This is a genomic window from Streptomyces sp. CA-243310 (assembly GCF_050936775.1).
Lineage (GTDB): Bacteria > Actinomycetota > Actinomycetes > Streptomycetales > Streptomycetaceae > Streptomyces.
In genome coordinates this window covers 894,434-910,977 of the sequence record NZ_JBNJMF010000002.1, presented here as the reverse complement: position 1 = coordinate 910,977, position 16,544 = coordinate 894,434, and the positions used below count along the sequence as shown (strand labels likewise).

16 protein-coding genes and 1 pseudogene are annotated in these 16,544 nt (G+C 73.5%); 4 read left to right on the top strand and 13 right to left on the bottom strand.

Going from position 1 to position 16,544, the window contains the following annotated elements:
* Window positions 1–4: 4 nt before the first annotated feature.
* From ACQEVM_RS21615 to ACQEVM_RS21605, 3 genes are all read right to left on the bottom strand, one after another.
* On the bottom strand, window positions 5–1,930 hold the full coding sequence (locus ACQEVM_RS21615) for an ABC transporter permease (RefSeq protein WP_433081490.1): 1,926 nt from the start codon (window positions 1,928–1,930) through the stop codon (window positions 5–7).
* A gap of 159 nt (window positions 1,931–2,089) precedes the next feature.
* Window positions 2,090–2,908: a molybdate ABC transporter substrate-binding protein gene (modA, locus tag ACQEVM_RS21610; RefSeq protein WP_433081488.1), complete on the bottom strand. Its 819-nt coding sequence runs from the start codon at window positions 2,906–2,908 to the stop codon at window positions 2,090–2,092.
* Between the two features lie 178 nt (window positions 2,909–3,086).
* Complete coding sequence (locus ACQEVM_RS21605) at window positions 3,087–3,482, bottom strand: TOBE domain-containing protein (RefSeq protein WP_267796956.1); 396 nt, start codon at window positions 3,480–3,482, stop codon at window positions 3,087–3,089.
* A 134-nt stretch (window positions 3,483–3,616) separates the two neighbouring features.
* Here ACQEVM_RS21605 and ACQEVM_RS21600 point away from each other — a divergent pair, with 134 nt between their 5' ends.
* Window positions 3,617–3,994 carry an RNA-binding S4 domain-containing protein gene (locus ACQEVM_RS21600; protein ID WP_053681862.1) on the top strand — a complete coding sequence of 126 codons (378 nt, stop codon included), beginning with the start codon at window positions 3,617–3,619 and terminating at the stop codon, window positions 3,992–3,994.
* 29 nt (window positions 3,995–4,023) lie between these two features.
* Here the strand turns inward: ACQEVM_RS21600 and ACQEVM_RS21595 are convergent, their stop codons facing one another.
* The 3 genes from ACQEVM_RS21595 to ACQEVM_RS21585 form a co-directional block, all read right to left on the bottom strand.
* Window positions 4,024–4,431, bottom strand: a complete 408-nt coding sequence (locus ACQEVM_RS21595) for a PTS-dependent dihydroxyacetone kinase phosphotransferase subunit DhaM (RefSeq protein WP_433081485.1) — start codon at window positions 4,429–4,431, stop codon at window positions 4,024–4,026.
* Window positions 4,428–5,003 (bottom strand): dihydroxyacetone kinase subunit DhaL, encoded by a 576-nt coding sequence (gene dhaL / locus ACQEVM_RS21590; protein ID WP_433085296.1) that lies wholly within the window; start codon window positions 5,001–5,003, stop codon window positions 4,428–4,430. Before dhaL ends, ACQEVM_RS21595 begins: the two co-directional genes overlap by 4 nt.
* 244 nt (window positions 5,004–5,247) lie before the next feature.
* Window positions 5,248–5,790, bottom strand: a complete 543-nt coding sequence (locus ACQEVM_RS21585; RefSeq protein WP_433081483.1) for a GNAT family N-acetyltransferase — start codon at window positions 5,788–5,790, stop codon at window positions 5,248–5,250.
* Window positions 5,791–6,241: 451 nt separating this feature from the next.
* Between ACQEVM_RS21585 and ACQEVM_RS21580 the strand changes: the two genes are divergently transcribed.
* The gene (locus tag ACQEVM_RS21580) at window positions 6,242–6,886 is read left to right on the top strand and encodes a fasciclin domain-containing protein (protein ID WP_433081481.1); all 645 of its coding nucleotides are present in this window, start codon (window positions 6,242–6,244) and stop codon (window positions 6,884–6,886) included.
* Between the two features lie 163 nt (window positions 6,887–7,049).
* On the opposite strand, the gene ACQEVM_RS21575 is transcribed toward ACQEVM_RS21580, so the two are convergent.
* From ACQEVM_RS21575 to ACQEVM_RS21550, 6 genes and pseudogenes are all read right to left on the bottom strand, one after another.
* The gene (locus ACQEVM_RS21575; protein ID WP_433081479.1) at window positions 7,050–8,621 is read right to left on the bottom strand and encodes a PQQ-binding-like beta-propeller repeat protein; all 1,572 of its coding nucleotides are present in this window, start codon (window positions 8,619–8,621) and stop codon (window positions 7,050–7,052) included.
* Between the two features lie 40 nt (window positions 8,622–8,661).
* A pseudogene (locus tag ACQEVM_RS21570) lies at window positions 8,662–9,123 on the bottom strand (serine/threonine-protein kinase); the annotation flags it as partial.
* Window positions 9,124–9,233: 110 nt separating this feature from the next.
* On the bottom strand, window positions 9,234–10,169 hold the full coding sequence (locus ACQEVM_RS21565; RefSeq protein WP_433081477.1) for a serine/threonine protein kinase: 936 nt from the start codon (window positions 10,167–10,169) through the stop codon (window positions 9,234–9,236).
* Window positions 10,170–10,267: 98 nt separating this feature from the next.
* Window positions 10,268–12,382 (bottom strand): protein kinase domain-containing protein, encoded by a 2,115-nt coding sequence (locus tag ACQEVM_RS21560; RefSeq protein WP_433081475.1) that lies wholly within the window; start codon window positions 12,380–12,382, stop codon window positions 10,268–10,270.
* 260 nt (window positions 12,383–12,642) lie between these two features.
* Entirely contained in the window at window positions 12,643–12,945 is a 303-nt protein-coding gene (locus ACQEVM_RS21555) for a YkvA family protein (protein WP_433081473.1), read from the bottom strand.
* A gap of 138 nt (window positions 12,946–13,083) precedes the next feature.
* Window positions 13,084–13,548 carry a MarR family winged helix-turn-helix transcriptional regulator gene (locus ACQEVM_RS21550; RefSeq protein WP_433081471.1) on the bottom strand — a complete coding sequence of 155 codons (465 nt, stop codon included), beginning with the start codon at window positions 13,546–13,548 and terminating at the stop codon, window positions 13,084–13,086.
* A 109-nt stretch (window positions 13,549–13,657) separates the two neighbouring features.
* Between ACQEVM_RS21550 and ACQEVM_RS21545 the strand changes: the two genes are divergently transcribed.
* Together ACQEVM_RS21545 and ACQEVM_RS21540 are read left to right on the top strand one after the other, a co-directional pair.
* Window positions 13,658–14,212: a DoxX family protein gene (locus tag ACQEVM_RS21545; protein ID WP_433081469.1), complete on the top strand. Its 555-nt coding sequence runs from the start codon at window positions 13,658–13,660 to the stop codon at window positions 14,210–14,212.
* A gap of 104 nt (window positions 14,213–14,316) precedes the next feature.
* On the top strand, window positions 14,317–16,110 hold the full coding sequence (locus ACQEVM_RS21540) for a glycoside hydrolase family 15 protein (protein ID WP_433081467.1): 1,794 nt from the start codon (window positions 14,317–14,319) through the stop codon (window positions 16,108–16,110).
* Here the strand turns inward: ACQEVM_RS21540 and ACQEVM_RS21535 are convergent.
* On the bottom strand, window positions 16,079–16,396 hold the full coding sequence (locus ACQEVM_RS21535) for a rhodanese-like domain-containing protein (RefSeq protein ID WP_433081465.1): 318 nt from the start codon (window positions 16,394–16,396) through the stop codon (window positions 16,079–16,081). The genes ACQEVM_RS21540 and ACQEVM_RS21535 overlap by 32 nt on opposite strands.
* Between the last annotated feature and the right edge of the window lie 148 nt (window positions 16,397–16,544).

The following is a 16,544-nucleotide window of genomic DNA, read 5'->3' as shown; positions in this document are numbered from 1 at the left end:
CCGCTCAGAGCGACACCAGCGTGATCTCGGTTGCCTTCACGCTGCACCAGACGGGGGCCCCGTCGACGATGCCCAGTTCGGCGGCCGCCTCCGGGGTGATCTCCGCGACCAGGTCGGGGACTTCGACCGAGGCGACCAGCACGCGCAGCCGGCTGCCGGTCGCGGTGATCTCCCGTACGGTGCCCGGCCAGACGTTGCGCGCGCTTCCGCTCGGGCGGTCCCGGTGCAGCGACACGGCCTCCGGGGCGATGATCGCGAGCGCCGACGTCCCCTCGGGCTGTGCCTCCGGCACCACGAGCCGGCCGCCTCCGGTGAGGGTCAGCCCGTGGGCGGTGGTGGTGCCGGGCCAGGCGTTGCGGCCGAGCATGCGGGCGACCCAGGGGCTGCGGGGGTGGCGGGTGACCTCCGCGGGCGGGGCGTCCTGGAGGGTGCGGCCGTCGGAGAGCACGAGGACCCGGTCGGCCAGCGACACGGCCTCGACGGGGTCGTGGGTGACGATGAGGCAGACGCCGCCGAAGCCGGTGAGATGGGTGCGCAGGGTGTGGCGGACGCGGGCCCGGGTGGTCTGGTCGAGGGCGGCGAGGGGCTCGTCGAGGAGCAGGAGCCGGGGTCGGGTGGCGAGGGCGCGGGCGAGGGCCACGCGTTGGGCCTGGCCGCCGGAGAGCTGGGCGGGCTTGCGGTGGGCCAGGTGTCCGACGCCGAGGCGGTCGAGCCACTGCCGTGCCTCCGTACGGGCGCGGGCGCGGGGCGTGCCCTGGGCGCGGAGTCCGTAGGCGGTGTTGGAGAGTGCGGTGAGGTGCGGGAAGAGGGCGCCGTCCTGGGGGACCCAGGCGACGTGTCGCTTGTGCGGGGGCAGGGCGGTGACGTCGGTGTCGCCGAGGGTGAGTCGGGCGTGGGCGCGGGGCGTCAGTCCGAGGAGCGCGCGCAGGAGGGTGGTCTTCCCGGCGCCGTTCTCGCCGACGACGGCGATGGTGGTGCCGGGTTCGGCGTCGAGGGTCAGCCGGTTGAAGCCGGTCACCTCGGCGTGCAACGCCCAGCGGCCGTCGTCGTGCGCGGCGGCGGCCGGCGCCTGCGGAACGCGGGCCGCGGAGGTGTCCTCGGGCGCCGCGGGGGCCTCGGCGTCCTTGCGGGCGACGGGGGTTCCCGTCCACCGCCCGCGCAGGGCGATCAGTACGCCCATGGCGATGGCCAGCAGCAGGAGCGACACGGACGTGGCCGCCTCGGGGCTGTCCTGGAGCAGCAGGTAGACCTGGAGCGGCAGGGTCTGGGTCTCGCCGGGCAGGTTCCCGGCGAAGGTGATCGTCGCGCCGAACTCGCCGAGCGCGCGGGCCCAGGTGAGCGCCGCTCCGGCGACCAGGCCGGGGGTCACCATGGGCAGGGTCACGGTGAAGAACACCCGGACCGGCGAGGCGCCGAGGGAGGACGCGGTCTCCTCGTAGCTCTGCTTCAGTCCGCCGAGCGCCCCTTCCAGACTGATGACGAGGAAGGGCATCGCGACGAAGGTGGCGGCGACGACGGCCCCGGAGGTGTGGAAGGGCAGTGTGATGCCGAACGTGCTCTCCAGCCAGGGTCCGAGGAGGCCGCGCCGGCCGAAGCCCAGCAGCAGGGCCACGCCGCCGACGGTCGGCGGCAGCACCATGGGCAGCAGGACGAGCGACCGGACGAACACCTTCCCCTTGAACTCGACCCGGGCCAACAGCCAGGCCAGCGGCACCCCGAGGACGAGTGAGAGCCCGAGGGCCCAGAAGGACACGACGAGTGAGAGTTCGAGCGCCTGGACCACGTCGGGGCTGGTCAGATGGGCGGTCAGCTCGCCCCATTGGGTACGGGTCAGGATGCCGACGAGGGGCAGCAGTAGGAACGCGACGGCGAGCAGGGCGGGGAGCGCCAGGGCCACGGGCGGCCTGACGCGGGTACGGACTCTGGTCATGTGGGGTTCCTGGCTGGGGGTTTCGCCGGGTGGGAAGCGTACGGCGGCGGGGGCCGACGGCGCGGCAGGATCGGACGACACGCGGACGGGACACGACGAGAGGGGCCGCCTGTCCCCCCGGACCAGGCAACCCCTCTCGGCATGCGGGCGCGGGGCCCGTTACGGCTTCTGGAAGCCCGCGTCCTGGAGGATCTTCTGCGCTTCCGGGGTGCTCAGCCAGGCGACGAACGCGGCGGCGGCGTCGGCGTTCTTGGAGCCCTTGAGCGAGGCGGCCGGGTAGGAGGCCACGGCGTTCTGGCCGTCCGGGATGTCGACGACGGCGACCTTGTCACCGGACTTGAGGGTGTCGGTCTTGTACACGAGACCGGCGTCGGCCTCGCCCAGCTCCACCTTGCCCAGCACGGCGCGGACGTTGGGCTCCTGGGAGACCGGCTTCACCTCGACCTTCTGGGCGTCGAGGATCTGCTTGCTGTAGCGGCCGACCGGGACCTCGGGCGCGGCGAGCACGACCTTGATCTTGGTGTCGGCGAGGTCCTTCAGCTCGTCGATCTTGAACGGGTTGCCCTTGGCGCTCGCGATGACCAGGCGGTTCTTGGCGATGACGGTCGGGCTGTTGGTCTCGGCCTTGAGGCCGTCCATCGTCTTGGTGTCCGCGGTGACCAGCGCGTCGGCCGGGGCGCCCTGCTTGACCTGGGCGGCGAGTTCCTGCGAGCCGGCGAAGGAGAACGTGACCTTCGTGCCCGGGTGCGCCTTCTCGTAGGCGGCGCCGGCGTTCTTGAAGACGTCGGTGAGGGAGGACGCGGCGAGGACGGTCAGGTTCGCGGCCTTGGGGGCGGCGGAGGAGGGGGCGGCGCTCGGGGAGGAGGCCGACTCGTCCTTCTTGTCGTCACCGCTGCCACAGGCGGCGAGTACGGGCACGAGAAGGGCGGTGGTCAGGGCTGCGGCGACGGTACGACGGCGGTTCAGCGTCGGGGACATGAGCAGGAGCTCCTCGGTCGGGTCTGCGGCCGGCCTGGTGCCGGGACCGCGTGGTGGTGACCCGCGCCGGTGACGGGCGGAGCGGGTGGGGACGTTCGGTGGTGCTGAGCGGTGGTGCGGGGACCGCTGATCGGCGGCGGGTCGGTCGGGGACTGCGTGACCCGCCACGAGGGAGGGATCAGGTGCGGTCGATGTGCACACTGGTGGACTTCACGCGGGCGGTGGCCTGCATGCCGACCTCCAGTCCGAGCTCCTCGACGGCCTCACGGGTGAGCAGGGAGACCAGACGGTGGGGACCCGCCTGGATCTCGACCTGGGCGGCCACGTCGCCGAGCTTGACGGCCGTGACGATGCCCGGGAAGGCGTTGCGCGCGGAGGTGTAGGGCTCCTCGTCCTCGGTGTGGGCCCCCTGGCCCACCTCGACGGAGAAGGCGGCCAGGGCGCGGCCGTCGATCAACCGGCGACCGCCCTCGTCGCGATGGGTCGCGACCCGGCCGGCGTCGGCCCAGCGACGCGCCGTGTCCGGGCTGACGCCCAGCAGGCGCGCGGCCTGTCCGATGGTGTAGGACTGCATGGGCGACAAGGTAGGGGCACTTGTCCCGCATTTGCAATTCCGTTGGGGCGAACTACATGGCAGATGCCATGGTGCTTGGTGTTTCCGCCAAAAGTCGTTCCGAGTTTCCCCGGGCCGCTCGATAAAGTCGGGGCATGGCTGAAGAGGGATCGGGAACAGTTCGGGTCGACGCGTGGATCTGGGCCGTGCGCCTGACGAAGACCCGCTCGACGGCGGCGACCGCCTGCCGGGCGGGCCATGTGAAGGTCAACGGGGAACGCGCCAAGCCGGCGCAGCCCGTACGGGTGGGCGACGAGGTGCGTCTCTTCCACGCGGGACGCGAGCGGATCGTCGTGGTGCGGCGGACGGTCGCGAAGCGGGTCGGTGCCCCGGTGGCCGCCGAGTGCCTCACCGACAACAGCCCGCCGCCGCCCACGCCCGTCGAGGCGGCCGTGGTCGGCATCCGCGACCGGGGCGCGGGGCGTCCGACCAAGCGGGAGCGCCGCGAGATCGAAACCCTGCGCGGTCGCTAGACCGTCACCGTCGGAGCATGCCCGGGGACTCAGACCTTCCGGTACGCGTACGCCTCCTCGGCCGCGGTCGCCACCGCGTCCAGGGGGGCTCCGGCGGAGGCGGTCACCACGGCCGCCACCGCCCCTTCCAGGAACGGCGCGTCGACCAGTCGGCTGCCCTCGGGCAGTTCCTCGTCCAGCAGCAGTGACTTGACCGAGAGCACCGAGCTGCCGAGGTCCACCAGGATCGCGACGCCGGCCCCCCGGTCCACGGTCCGGGCGGCCGTCACGATCAGATCCGGGGTGGTGCCCAGGCCGCCGTCGGGGCCGCCGCCCGCCGTGGCGACCAGGGCCGTCGCGCCGCCCGCGGCAAGGCCGGTGGCCAGTACGGCCACCGACTCCGCGACCTCCTTGCTGTGTGACACCAGGACGATCCCGACCAGCGGCTCGGCGCTCATCCGCGCGCCTCCTCGACCTCGGCCAGGGCCCCCAGCAGCAGTGCGGACGAAGTGGCCCCCGGATCCTGGTGCCCGATGCTGCGCTCGCCCAGGTAGCTGGCCCTGCCCTTGCGAGCCTGGAGCGGCACCGTCGCCAGGGCCCCGTTCTCCGCGGCCTCCCCGGCCGCGCGGTACGAGGTGGCGAGCGCCGCCACCCCCGGTACCAGCGCGTCCAGCATCGTCTTGTCGCCCGGCGCCGCCCCGCCGAGTTGCGCGACCGCGCCCACCCCGGCGTACAGGGCCTTGCGCAGGTCCTCGTCGGACACCTCGGCGGCGTCGCCCAGTTCCTTGCCGGTACGGCGCAGCAGCGTTCCGTACAGCGGTCCGGACGCCCCGCCCACCGTGGAGATCAGGGTCCGGCCGGCGAGTTGCAGCACCGCGCCGGGCGTCTCGGGGTTCTCGGCTTCGAGGGCCGTCCGTACGGCGACGAATCCCCGCAGGAGGTTGCTCCCGTGGTCGGCGTCCCCGATGGGGGAGTCGAGCTCGGTCAGTCGATCCGCCTCCCGTTCGACGACGGCCGCGACGGCGTCCATCCAGCGTCGGAAGAAGTCTGCGTCACGCACCGGAATCTCCTCGCCTCACGTCCACCGGGGCAGTCCTTCCACCACCCTACGGTCACCCCGGCCCGACGGCCCCCGGCGTGGGCACCGCGTGGCGCCCCTGTCGGTACCGGTCCACGGCGACCGGACCTCGGGCGGGGCCCCTCGGCCCCGTCCTCGCCGGTTCCCCCGGTCACCGGGTCGTGGACGTCGACGCTGCGGCTCGCGCGCGGTACGACTACGGGGCCAGGCGTTCCGCGCCCGTGTCCAGGAAGATCCAGTGATCGTCGGGCACCCCCGCCGGCGGCCCCGGAACCCGCACGGGACGCCGTTCCTCGCGCCAGGCCTCCCGCCCCACCGCCTCGTCGGCGATGCCGCGCCAGAACCGGGCGGCGCCCGCGTTGACCTCCTGGAAGGCAATCGCCCAACGCCCCGGCCGGGACCGCAGCAGCTCCAATGCCGCCCGTCGGCCCAGGCCCCTCCTGCGCAGCGCCCGTACGACGAAGAACGCGGAGATCGACGTCGCCCCGTCCTCCGTCGGCCGGGTCAGGGCGAAGCCCGCCGGGGTCGAGCCGTGAGTGATCAACTGGACCGTGCGCCCCGGTTCGCTGAAGAAGAGGGGCAGCGGACGGAAGGCGAAGCTGCCGTCGGGGCCCGGCAGGAAGTCGAGGAACTCCGACATGTCGTGCCGGTACAACTGCGCCAACCGCTCCACCACGGGACGCAGTTCCTCGGTGACGGGAAGGAGCTTCAGGGGTGCTTCGTACGAGGTCGAGTCCATCCGCGGATTCTCGCAGGACGTCAACCTGATGATCGATTGTCATCCGAGAGGAGGAACGACCAATCCACCCGCGCCCCGGCGCCGAAGACGGGGTGTGAGCGACAACGGCAGCACCATCGAGCGCGACGCCCAGGCGGCGCCGACAGTTCTGCCGTCCGGAGGTTCCGTCCGGACGGTGGCGGCCCCGCGGGGTCTCCCGTCGGCGACGGGGCGTTCCGCGCGGGCCTCGGCGGCGCCGGGTTCCCCCGACCGGCCGGGCGCGGCACCCACGGGTGCTCCCGGCTCCGACCGCAGACCCCCCACCGGCCGCGCGAGCCGCCGGCCCACGGTCGTGGTCGCCGCCTGACCCACCCGGCGGCGCTGCCGCCACCCCCCACCGCTCCTTCCGTACCACCCCCATGCCTGATTCCCCCTGAAGTACCCCCGGATGATCCCAAGGAGAACAACCGTCATGATGGCTCTTCGTTTCCGCCGTACCGCCGTCGCCGTCGCCGCCGCATCGGTCCTTCCCTTCGCGCTGGCCGCCTGCTCGGACTCCGGTGAGAAGTCGAGCTCCGGCAGCGCCGCCTCCGAGCAGGCCACCCCCGGCACGGACGCCGCCTCCACGCCCGCCATGGCGATGGACGCACCGTTCGGTCCGGCGTGTGCGGGTGTGCCGAAGGAGGGCGCGGGCAGCTTCGACGGGATGGCCAAGGACCCGGTCGCCACCGCCGCCTCCAACAACCCCGCCCTGTCCACGCTGGTCGCGGCCGTCAAGCAGGCCGGACTGGTCGACACCCTCAACAACGCGAAGGACATCACCGTCTTCGCGCCCACCAACGACGCCTTCGCGAAGATCCCGAAGGCCGACCTGGACAAGGTCCTCGCCGACAAGGCCATGCTCACCAAGATCCTCACCTACCACGTCGTGGGCCAGAAGCTCGCGCCCAAGCAGCTCGACTCGGGCTCCTTCGACACCCTGGAGAAGGGCAAGATCACCACGGCCGGCTCCGGCGAGGCCTACAAGGTCAACGGAACCTCCAACGTGGTCTGCGGCAACGTCCCCACCGCCAACGCAACCGTCTACATCGTCGACACCGTCCTGATGCCCAAGTAGCACCGACGCGCGCGAGGGTGCGCGCGAGGGACGAGCGCACGCCGTGCGGCTCCGGACTCCGGGGCCGCACGGCGGTTTTCGCCGTCCGGGTCCACCTGCGAGGCACCGACGACGGGACCGGGACCAGCACCGGCACCGGGACAGGGGCCGGGACCGGTAGGGCTCAGGACAGCGGCAGGGCGAACACCTTGTGCTCCTCCTGGGCGTAGAGCAGAGAGCCGTCCGGGTCCGCGTGGATGCTCAAGGCCATGCACGTGAACCGCCAGGCGGGACGTCCCGTGCTCAGCTCGACGGCCCGCAGTCCGATCGTGTCGATGTCGTACGCGTACGCGGAACTCACCACCGGGGCGGTCTCCCCCCGGGTGAGGGTGTCCTTCCGGGTCTTCTCCGTCCACCTCCCGGCGCCGGTGCGCGCGTCCACGCCGACGAGCCCGCGACCGCCCTCCGTGGCGTAGACGATCCCGTCGCGGACCGCGGGGATTCCGTAACGGCGCTGCCCCTGGGCGTTGTTCCCCAGGTCGCGGTCCGCGCCGAAGGACCACGCCACACCCCCGTCGGACAGCCGCAGCGCCTGGAGGGCGTCGGCGCCGAAGTAGACGTGCTCGTCGTCCGCGGTGAACCGGGAGGGCGGCGCGCCCGGGACGATCACGGTCTTGTGCCAACGCGCCTTGCCGGTGGCCGGATCGTGCATGGACAGCGTCAGGCCGTCCATGGCCTGCGCCTTGCCGCACACCAGCAGCCCGTGCTTCGTCGTGTCGGCGACGAGGTAGACCCTGTCGTTCGTCCCGGCGGGCGCCGGCGCCGGCACCCGCCACAGTTCCTTGCCGGACGCCAGGCTCGCGGCGACCAGGAACCACCCGTCGCCCGACCGGGCCTTCGCGTGGAAGAGCGCCAGGTCGCCCCGTACGCCCAGCAGTTGGTTCCTCACCTCGCCGCCGTCGAACGCGGGAAGCGTCAGGACGGGCGGCTTCTTGTTCTCGAACGGCTCCGGGACGGCGACGAGGGCGAGGGCCTTGTCGGCGGCCGTCGTCATGCGCAGGACGTAGGCCGCCTTGCCGTCGACCACGCCCCGCGTGTCGTCCTCGACCTCCGCGGACCAGTCGTACCTGCCCGTCTTCAGATTGATACCGGAGACGGCCGATTTGCCGGGGAGCACGAGAACGTCCCCCATCCGGGTCGGCGCCGCGCGGTGGCTGTCGTTCAGGCCCTCCTTCGCCCACAGCGCCGAAGGCCCCCCGGGCAACGGAGGCTCCGCGGTCTCCGACTCGCCGCCGCCCTGCGCGAGCCAGGCCCACAGCCCGCCGCCGGCGAGGGCCGCCGCGCCGGCCGCGCCACCGCCCCACACGAGCAGGCCGCGGCGGGACACGCCGTCCGGCGCCGCGGCCGGCGGCTCCGCCGCGGCGTTCGAGGCGGGTGCCGGGAGTCGGGCCGGCGGTTCCTCCCAGACCGCCGCGCCCCGCCGGGCGATGTCGGCCAGCACGGCGGGCGCGAGCCCGTCGGCGAAGACGCCGCCCTCGGGGGCGAGCCACCGGGCCAGCTCGGCCGTCGTGGGCCGCCGCGCGGGGTCCTTGTCCAGGCAGCGGGCGAGCAGCGGCAGCAGCCCCTCCGGGACGCCGTCGAGGTCCGGTTCCGCGTAGCGCACCCGGTACAGCAGGTCCGCGGCCTGACCGCCGCCGAACGGGCCGTGGCCGGCCGCCGCGAAGACCAGTACGCCCGCCAGCGCGAAACACGTCACCCGCCGGCGTGTGGTCGAGTCCGCCCGCCTGCTCCGGGGACATGAACGCGGGGGTGCCGGTCGCCGCGCCGACGCGCGTCAGCCGCTCGTCCCCGAGGGCCCGCGCGATGCCGAAGTCGATGACCTTGGGCCCCTCGGCCGTGAGCATCACGTTGGACGGCTTGAGGTCCCGGTGCACCACGTCGGAGCGGTGCAACTGGCCGAGGCCCCGGGCGAGGTCCGCGCCCAGGTTCCGGACGCTCGCCTCGGACAGCGGTCCGCCGAGCCGGACGGCCTCGTCGAGCTGCGGGCCGATGACGTACTCGGTGGCCAGCCAGGGCGTCGTCGCCAGCGCGTCGGCCGCGAAGACGCCCGCGCCGTACCTGCCGCCCATGACCCGGGCCGCGTCCGCCTCCAGTCGGAAGCGGGTACGGAAGGCCGTGTCGGCGGCGATCCGGGCGTGCACGGTCTTCAACGCGACCGTCCGGCCGCGCGGTGAACGGGCCAGGTAGACGGTGCCCATGCCGCCGCTGCCGAGCCGGGCGAGCAGCCGATGGTCGCCGAGGTGCGCAGGATCGTCGTGGGTGAGGGGCATGAGGGGGGAACGGTCGGCCGGGGCGGCGGGCATCGGGGTCAGTGCACCTTCTGGGCGGCCGGCGGGAACGGCGGGGGAGGGGTGGACTCGGTGGTGGCCGGCAGTTCGGCCGCGAGGAGCGCGGCGGACTGGGCGGCGAGCGCGGCGACGACCCGGCCCGGCAACGCGAGCGGTCCGGCGGCGGCCGGCGCCGGACCGCCGGGAGAGGCGTCGGCCGCGTGCCCGGTGAGCCGGTGCAGCACCTCGCGCGCCGACCGCGGCCGGTCGGCGGGTGCCGACGCGAGGCAACTTCCGATCAACAGCCTCAGCCCCGACGGCAGTTCGCTCTGCTCGGGCACGGTGTGGCCCGTCGAGGCGTAGGCCAGTACCGCGCCGAGCGCGAAGACGTCCCCCAGCGGCGTGGGCCGCCCGCCGGAAGCCTGCTCCAGGGCCAGACAGCCCGGGTCGAGGCCGGGCAGTCCGGAGCGGCGCGTCCCGTCGGGGGCGGCGGCCCGTACGGCGCCGAAGCACGCCAACAGCGGTCCGCCCGCCGTGAGCAGGACGGCCGCCGGAGACAGCCCGGCGTGGGCGAACCCCCGGTCGTGCAGGTCCGCCAGGCCCTCGGCGAGGTCGGCGCCCAATCGGCGCACGAGGTCCTCGGGGAGCGGCCCGCCGTACGCGGCGAGCGCGGCCGGGAGGGGCAGCACGGGCGTGTAGGGGGTGGTGGACCAGGGGAATCCGGCTGTGCCGTCGACTTCCGTGGCGGGGAGCAGGCGCGGCACGTCGAGCCGTCGTGCGCCCTCGGCCTCGATCGCCCACCGGGACGGGTCGGCGCCGACCCGCGGCAGACGCAGGAGGACGGTCCGGTGGCCGTCGGTGGTGCGGGCGAGGAACCGGCGTTCGGGCACGCCGCGTTCCGCGGACTCGGCGTCCAGCCGCGCCAGGATCACGTACGGCCCGATGCGTGAAGGGTCGTCCTGACGTAGGCGTTCCATGGGCGAGGTCCCCCGGGTTCGGCTGATGGCCCACCGAGCCTAAGCGGTGGGCGAGGGGGCGGGGGAGCCGGGTGGGGCGGGGCGTCGGGCCTGCGGGGTCATCCGACGGAGGGCATGGCCGTGATCTTCCCGTCGTTGACGAGGAAGACGCGGTTCTCGGCGCCGGACATCGCCCACGGCCCGTGCGAGTCGGTGGACCAGGTCCACAAGCGGGCGCCGTCGGTGGTCGAGTGCGCGGCGACGCCCTTCCCCTCCGCCAGGACCACCCACACGGTCCGCCCCTGGACCACGGGGCGGACGTGCGGCAGCGGACCGGGTCCGACCGCGCCGTACCCGAGGACCAGCATCCGGTCGGAGCCGAGCTTGACCAGGGTGTCGTCCTTCACGCCGAACAGGGTGTCGCCGTCGCTCACCGGCGGCCCCCAGCCGCCGGCGTCCTCGACGGGCGCCGCGGCCGCGGCGTCGGACCACGTCTCCAGGCCGCTGGTGAGTTCGCGGACCGACAGGGTGAGTCCGCCCAGGTAGACGGACTCCGTCTTGGTCGTCTGGTGCTTGTAGGTGACGACGAGTGGTTCGACGGCGGAGCCGGCCCGGCCCTTGGCTTCCCAGATGGCGCTTCCCCGGAAGCACTCGAAGGCCCACGCGTTCCCGTTGGCGCCGGTCAGGACGAGCTTGTTGCCGGTGGCCGCGGCCTTGGGGCCGGACCCGAGCAGGGCGAGGGTCGGGATCGGCACGGTCCAGCGGACGGTCTGGAGACCGGTGTTGATCGCCCGCAGCCGGTTGTCCTTGGTCACCACGTACACGGCCTCGCCGTCGAACGCGAGGAGGCGGGCGGCCTCGGCCGCGGGGAGCGACCACTCCAACGCGCTGGTGGAGGCGTTGTGGACGCGCAGCGTGCCGCCCGCGTCCACCGCGAGGAACAGGCGCTCCGTCATGGCCAGGACGCCGGCCGCCGCGGAGAGGTCGGGCAGTCGCCACTTCTCCTCGCCGGTCGTGGCGAGGTGGGCCACCAGACCGCCGTCCTTACCCGCGAACATCACCACGTCGACCAGTGGCAGCAGTGTGGTCGGCACACCGTCCACCGGCGCCGCCGCCGCGGACAGGGGGCCCCACAGCGGCTTGGGCGCGTGGCCCGGGGTCTTCGCGGGGCGGTCCAACAGAGCCGCCTGATGGGCGATTCCGTTCCGAGGCGGACCCTTCGGGGTCTCCACGCGCATCGACCACCAGATGCCGGCGCCGCCGCCCGACACGGCCAGCAGCCCGCCCGCGCCGAGGGAGGTGCGCAGGAACCGCCGCCGCGAGGGCCCGACGGTGAGCGTGGCCCCTTCCGGTGCGGCCTGGCGTTCCGCCTCCGCCCGGCGGCGGGCGATGTCGGCGGCGAGCGGCCCCTTGCGCCAGGACCGGTCCGCCCCGCGCGGCGGCGCGAAGGCCCCGGCGATCTGCTCGGGCGTGGGGCGCGGCGCCGGGTCCTTGGTGAGGCAGGGGGTGATGAGCGCGCGCAGTTCCTCGGGCACGGTGGACAGGCGGGCTTCCCCGTGGACCACCTCGTACTGCACGGCGGCCACGTGCGTCCCGTCGAAGGCGCGTTGGCCGGTGGCGGCGTACACGAGGACCGCGCCCAGCGAGAAGACGTCCGCCGCGGGGCCCACGCGCTGCCCCAGGACCTGCTCGGGGGCGCCGTATCCGGGAGTGACGGGCACCTGGCCCGTGGTGGTGAGGGTCAGTCCGTGCTCGGGTCGGGCGATGCCGAAGTCGATGACCCGCGGCCCGGTCGAGGTGAGCACGATGTTGGCGGGCTTCAGGTCGCGGTGGACCAAGCCCGCCGCGTGGATGTCGCGGAGGGTGTCGGCCAGCGAGGCCGCCAGCGCGCGCACCCCGGCGGTGTCGAACGGGCCGTACGCGCGTACCGCCTCGTCCAGGGTGGGACCGGAGAGGAACTCGGTCGCGATCCAGGGGCGGTTGCCCTCGCTCTCGGCGCCGAGGACCCGGGCGACCCCGGTGCCGGTGACCGCCCGCGCGGTGTGCGCCTCGCGCAGGAAGCGCTGGACGAGGTTCTGGTCATGCGTCAGTTCGGGCAGCAGCACCTTCACGGCGGCCATGGCACCGGTGTGGTCGCGGCCGAAGTAGACCTTGCCCATGCCACCTTCGCCGAGGACGCCGATGACGCGGTAGGGGCCGAGTCGGATCGGGTCGCCGGGGCCGAGAGGTTTCATGGATGCCGCTTCCTGTCCTGCCGGGCCCGACTCTCGGCCCCGGGGCGCGGGGCGTTCGGACCGGCGCGCCTGGGTGGGGCCATCGTTTCATTGGCCCGGTGCGCGGGTGGCGCCTGGGGCGGCAGGGGGTGCTGCGGCGCGGGCGGGAGTCGGCGGGCGGGAGTCGAGGGGGCCGACGGGGGCCGGCGGGAGGAACACGCCGCGGTGCGGGGGACGGGGTGGTGGCGGTCCACCGAGGAGGTGGTGCGGGGGAGGTCGGCTCAGGGCAGGGCGCGGTCCGGCGCCCTGCCGGCGCCCCGGGCCGCGGTCGCCGCCGCCTGCAGGGAGCGCAGGGCCAGCAAGAGCACCCCGATGTCGTCGAGGTACACGGGGTCCGGGATCAGGTCCACGGGCGAGATCGTGTAGGCCACGGCCACCCAGAACAGGGCCTTGTCGCGCAGCGGGATCCCCGCGTCGACCAGCAGCTTCCGCGCCTTGAACACCCGCACGAGCAGTACGGCGGCCAGGGCCGCCAACCCGACGGCGACGATCACGGCGATGGTGAGCCAGACTTTTCCGTCCATGCCACTCCTATACCCCGTGCGGGCGGGAACCCCCGGGCGGTCTGTTTCCGGGTGGGCCGCCTGTCGCGCGCTGCTTCTCGGACGGTCGTACCTCGGGGCTTCTCGGACGGTGGTACCTCGGGCGCCGGCGGTCTTGCCTCAGGCGCCCTGTTCCCGCAGTCGGCGGGTGACCTCGCCGAGACCTGCGGCGAGGGCGTCGAGCTGGTCGGGCGTGAGCACGTCGATGAGTGCCTCCCGGACGGCGGCCACATGACCCGGCGCCGCCGCGTCCAACCGGGCGCTGCCCGCCTCGGTGAGGACGGCGAAGACCCCGCGCACGTCGGAGGGGCAGCTGCGGCGGCGGACCAGTCCGGCCTTCTCCATCTGGGTGACCTGGTAGGTCAGCCCGCTCTTGGAGTTGATCAGCCCGTTGGCCAGCTCGGTCATGCGCAGCTCGCGATCGGGCGCCGCCGCCAGTCGCACGAGGATCTCGTACTGGGGGTGCGAGAGTCCGGAGTCGTCCTTCAGCTGCTGGTCGAGGCGCCGGTTCACCAGGGCGGAGGCGGCAAGGAAACCGTCCCAGGCCCGCATCTCGCGGTCGTCCAACCATCTCGTCTCGGCCATGGTCACAGGATACAGCGGGTTGTTCCAATTTGAATCAATGGCTAGGGTCGGGATCGCCGGTTCGAATTTGAACTACTCACTCGGGCCGGCTCGACCGGAAGGAACCCCCATGACCAGCGCCTCCGCCACCACGACGAAGGCTCCGGCCGCCGCACCGGCCGCCCCCCGCCCCCTCACCACCACCGGCCTGGACGCCGGTCTGCTGCTCCTGCGCGTCGTCCTCGGCCTCACCATGGCCGCCCACGGCGGCCAGAAACTGTTCGGCTGGTTCGGCGGGGGCGGCATCAGCGGCACCGGCCGGTTCTTCACGGCGAGCGGCTACCCGGCGGGTGACGCCATGGCCGTCGTGGCCGGGCTCACCGAGACCCTCGGAGGCCTCGGCCTCGCCGCGGGCCTGCTCACCCCGCTCGCCGGCGCGGCCCTCGTCGGCACCATGATCAACGCGCTCGCCGTGCACGGCGTCGGTTCCTTCTTCGCCCCGGAAGGCATCGAGTACGAACTGCTCCTGACCGTCGGCGCCGCCGCCCTCGCCCTGACCGGCCCCGGACGGTACGCGGCCGACCGCTTCGTCCCCGTCCTGCGCGAGAACCGCGCGGCCCACGGCGCGCTCGCCCTCGCCCTCGGCGTGGTGCTCGGCGCGGTGTTGTTGCTGGTGCGCGGCTAGCCACAGCCGCCCGCCCGCGGCGAAACCCACCGAAAACCCGCGCGCAAGAGGGTGTCCCGGGGCCTGTCTGATTGGCCCCGGGTATTCGGGGGAAGAGCGCACAAATGACACAACCCATCGAAGACTACGCACTCATCGGCGACCTGATGACCAGTGGGCTGGTCGGCCGAGACGGGTCCATCGACTGGCTGTGCCTGCCGCGCTTCGACTCGGCCGCCTGCTTCGCCGCCCTCCTCGGCGAGAAGGACAACGGCCACTGGCGCATCGCCCCGGAGGGCGCCGCCGACGGGGAGCGGTGCACGCGCCGGGCGTACATCGACGGTTCGTTGGTCCTGGAGTCCCTCTGGGAGACCGAGGACGGCACGATCAAGGTCATCGACTTCATGCCGCAGCGCGACACCGCGCCGGACGTGATGCGGATCGTCGAATGCCTGTCCGGTGAGGTCACCGTGCGCAGCACCCTGCGCCTGCGCTTCGACTACGGCCACGTCGTCCCGTGGGTCCGACGCTCCGCGGGCGACCGGGTCGCCGTCGCCGGTCCCGACTCCGTCTGGTTCCGCAGCGAACCGCCCGTGCGGACCTGGGGCGAGCAGAACACCACCCTTTCGGAGTTCACCGTCTCCGCCGGGGAGAAGGTCGCCTTCGTCCTGACCTGGCACCCGTCGCACGAGCCGCGCCCCGAGCAGGTCGACCCGTACCAGGCGCTGGAACACGCGCTCGTCGACTGGGCGCAGTGGGCCTCCCAGTGCACCTACGAGGGCCCCTACAAGGAGGCCGTGACCCGCTCGCTGATCACCCTCAAGGCCCTCACGTACGCCCCCACGGGCGGGATCGTCGCCGCCGCCACCACCTCCCTGCCCGAGGAACTCGGCGGCGTCCGCAACTGGGACTACCGCTACTGCTGGCTGCGGGACTCCACCCTCACCCTCGGCTCCCTCATCGCGACCGGTTTCAAGGAAGAGGCCCGGGAGTGGCGGAGGTGGCTGCTGCGGGCGGTCGCCGGTGACCCCGCCGACCTGCAGATCATGTACGGGATCGCGGGCGAGCGGCGGATCCCGGAGTTCGACCTGCCGTGGCTGCGCGGGTACGCGGATTCCGCCCCCGTCCGCGTCGGCAACGCGGCCGTCGACCAGCTCCAGCTCGACGTGTACGGCGAGGTCATCGACTCCCTGTACCTGGCCCGCTCCACCGGGCTGGCCAAGGAGGCGCACGCCTGGCAGATCCAACTCGCGCTGCTCGACTTCCTGGAACGCAACTGGCGCCGCCCGGACGAGGGGCTGTGGGAAGTGCGCGGTCCGCGCCGTCACTTCACGCACTCCAAGGTGATGGCCTGGGTGGCCGCCGACCGTGCCGTGCGCACGCTGGAGGCGGATCCGTCGATGCCGGGCGACCTGGAACGCTGGCGGGCCATAAGGGACGACGTGCACGCGGACGTGTGCGAGAAGGCCTTCGACCCGGAGCGCAACACCTTCACCCAGTACTACGGTTCGCGCGAACTGGACGCCGCGACGCTGCTGATCCCCCGCGTGGGATTCCTGCCTCCCGACGACCCGCGCGTGATCGGTACCGTCGACGCCGTCCGCGAGGAACTCGGCCGCAGCGGCCTGGTCCGCCGCTACAGCACCGAAGGCCCCTCCGTGGACGGCCTGCCCGGTGACGAAGGGGCCTTCCTGGCCTGCTCGTTCTGGCTGGCCGACGCCCTGCACATGACCGGCCGGGGCAAGGAGGCGCGGCAACTCTTCGAGATGCTGCTCTCCGTGCGCAACGACGTGGGTCTCCTCGCGGAGGAGTACGACCCCGTCGCCGGCCGCCAACTGGGCAACTTCCCGCAGGCGTTCAGCCACGTCGGCCTGGTGAACACCGCGCTCACACTGAGCCGGGACCCCTCGTCGGACTGACCGGGGCGTGGGGTGCGCCCGGTGCCGCGCAACGGCGGGCCGCGTTCCGTGACCGGGCTCCGGAGGCGCGGACCAGCAGCAGCGCCCCGCCGGAGCCCTCGGCGGGTTCGGCGGCCTTCCGCGGCTCGGGCGGGGAGTCCGCGATCCGGTCGGGCGGGATGTCGGTCGGGCCCGGCAGGTGACCGCGGGCGTACTCGCCCGGCGTGCGGACGTCGACGACGGTGAACTCCCCGGAGCGGGCATGGACCTGGTCGACCGAGACGGCGAGGGTCAGGGGTGTGCTCATGGCGGACGTGCTCCTCAGCAGGGAACGGCACGGAGGAACCGGAAGGAGCGCCGGGTGCCCCTGGGCGCGCGAGGGCGCGGCGGGGCGGCCGTGCGGGCAGGCGCGACGACGACAGGGGCGCGGCAGAACGCGCGGTGTGACGGCCGTG

Bases quoted from the DNA above. Each gene is read 5' to 3' on its own strand.
- ACQEVM_RS21615 (WP_433081490.1), bottom strand. From the start codon at position 1,930: ATGACCAGAGTCCGTACCCGCGTCAGGCCGCCCGTGGCCCTGGCGCTC.
- modA (WP_433081488.1), bottom strand. From the start codon at position 2,908: ATGTCCCCGACGCTGAACCGCCGTCGTACCGTCGCCGCAGCCCTGACC.
- ACQEVM_RS21605 (WP_267796956.1), bottom strand. From the start codon at position 3,482: ATGCAGTCCTACACCATCGGACAGGCCGCGCGCCTGCTGGGCGTCAGC.
- ACQEVM_RS21600 (WP_053681862.1), top strand. From the start codon at position 3,617: ATGGCTGAAGAGGGATCGGGAACAGTTCGGGTCGACGCGTGGATCTGG.
- ACQEVM_RS21595 (WP_433081485.1), bottom strand. From the start codon at position 4,431: ATGAGCGCCGAGCCGCTGGTCGGGATCGTCCTGGTGTCACACAGCAAG.
- dhaL (WP_433085296.1), bottom strand. From the start codon at position 5,003: ATGGACGCCGTCGCGGCCGTCGTCGAACGGGAGGCGGATCGACTGACC.
- ACQEVM_RS21585 (WP_433081483.1), bottom strand. From the start codon at position 5,790: ATGGACTCGACCTCGTACGAAGCACCCCTGAAGCTCCTTCCCGTCACC.
- ACQEVM_RS21580 (WP_433081481.1), top strand. From the start codon at position 6,242: ATGATGGCTCTTCGTTTCCGCCGTACCGCCGTCGCCGTCGCCGCCGCA.
- ACQEVM_RS21565 (WP_433081477.1), bottom strand. From the start codon at position 10,169: ATGGAACGCCTACGTCAGGACGACCCTTCACGCATCGGGCCGTACGTG.
- ACQEVM_RS21560 (WP_433081475.1), bottom strand. From the start codon at position 12,382: ATGAAACCTCTCGGCCCCGGCGACCCGATCCGACTCGGCCCCTACCGC.
- ACQEVM_RS21555 (WP_433081473.1), bottom strand. From the start codon at position 12,945: ATGGACGGAAAAGTCTGGCTCACCATCGCCGTGATCGTCGCCGTCGGG.
- ACQEVM_RS21550 (WP_433081471.1), bottom strand. From the start codon at position 13,548: ATGGCCGAGACGAGATGGTTGGACGACCGCGAGATGCGGGCCTGGGAC.
- ACQEVM_RS21545 (WP_433081469.1), top strand. From the start codon at position 13,658: ATGACCAGCGCCTCCGCCACCACGACGAAGGCTCCGGCCGCCGCACCG.
- ACQEVM_RS21540 (WP_433081467.1), top strand. From the start codon at position 14,317: ATGACACAACCCATCGAAGACTACGCACTCATCGGCGACCTGATGACC.
- ACQEVM_RS21535 (WP_433081465.1), bottom strand. From the start codon at position 16,396: ATGAGCACACCCCTGACCCTCGCCGTCTCGGTCGACCAGGTCCATGCC.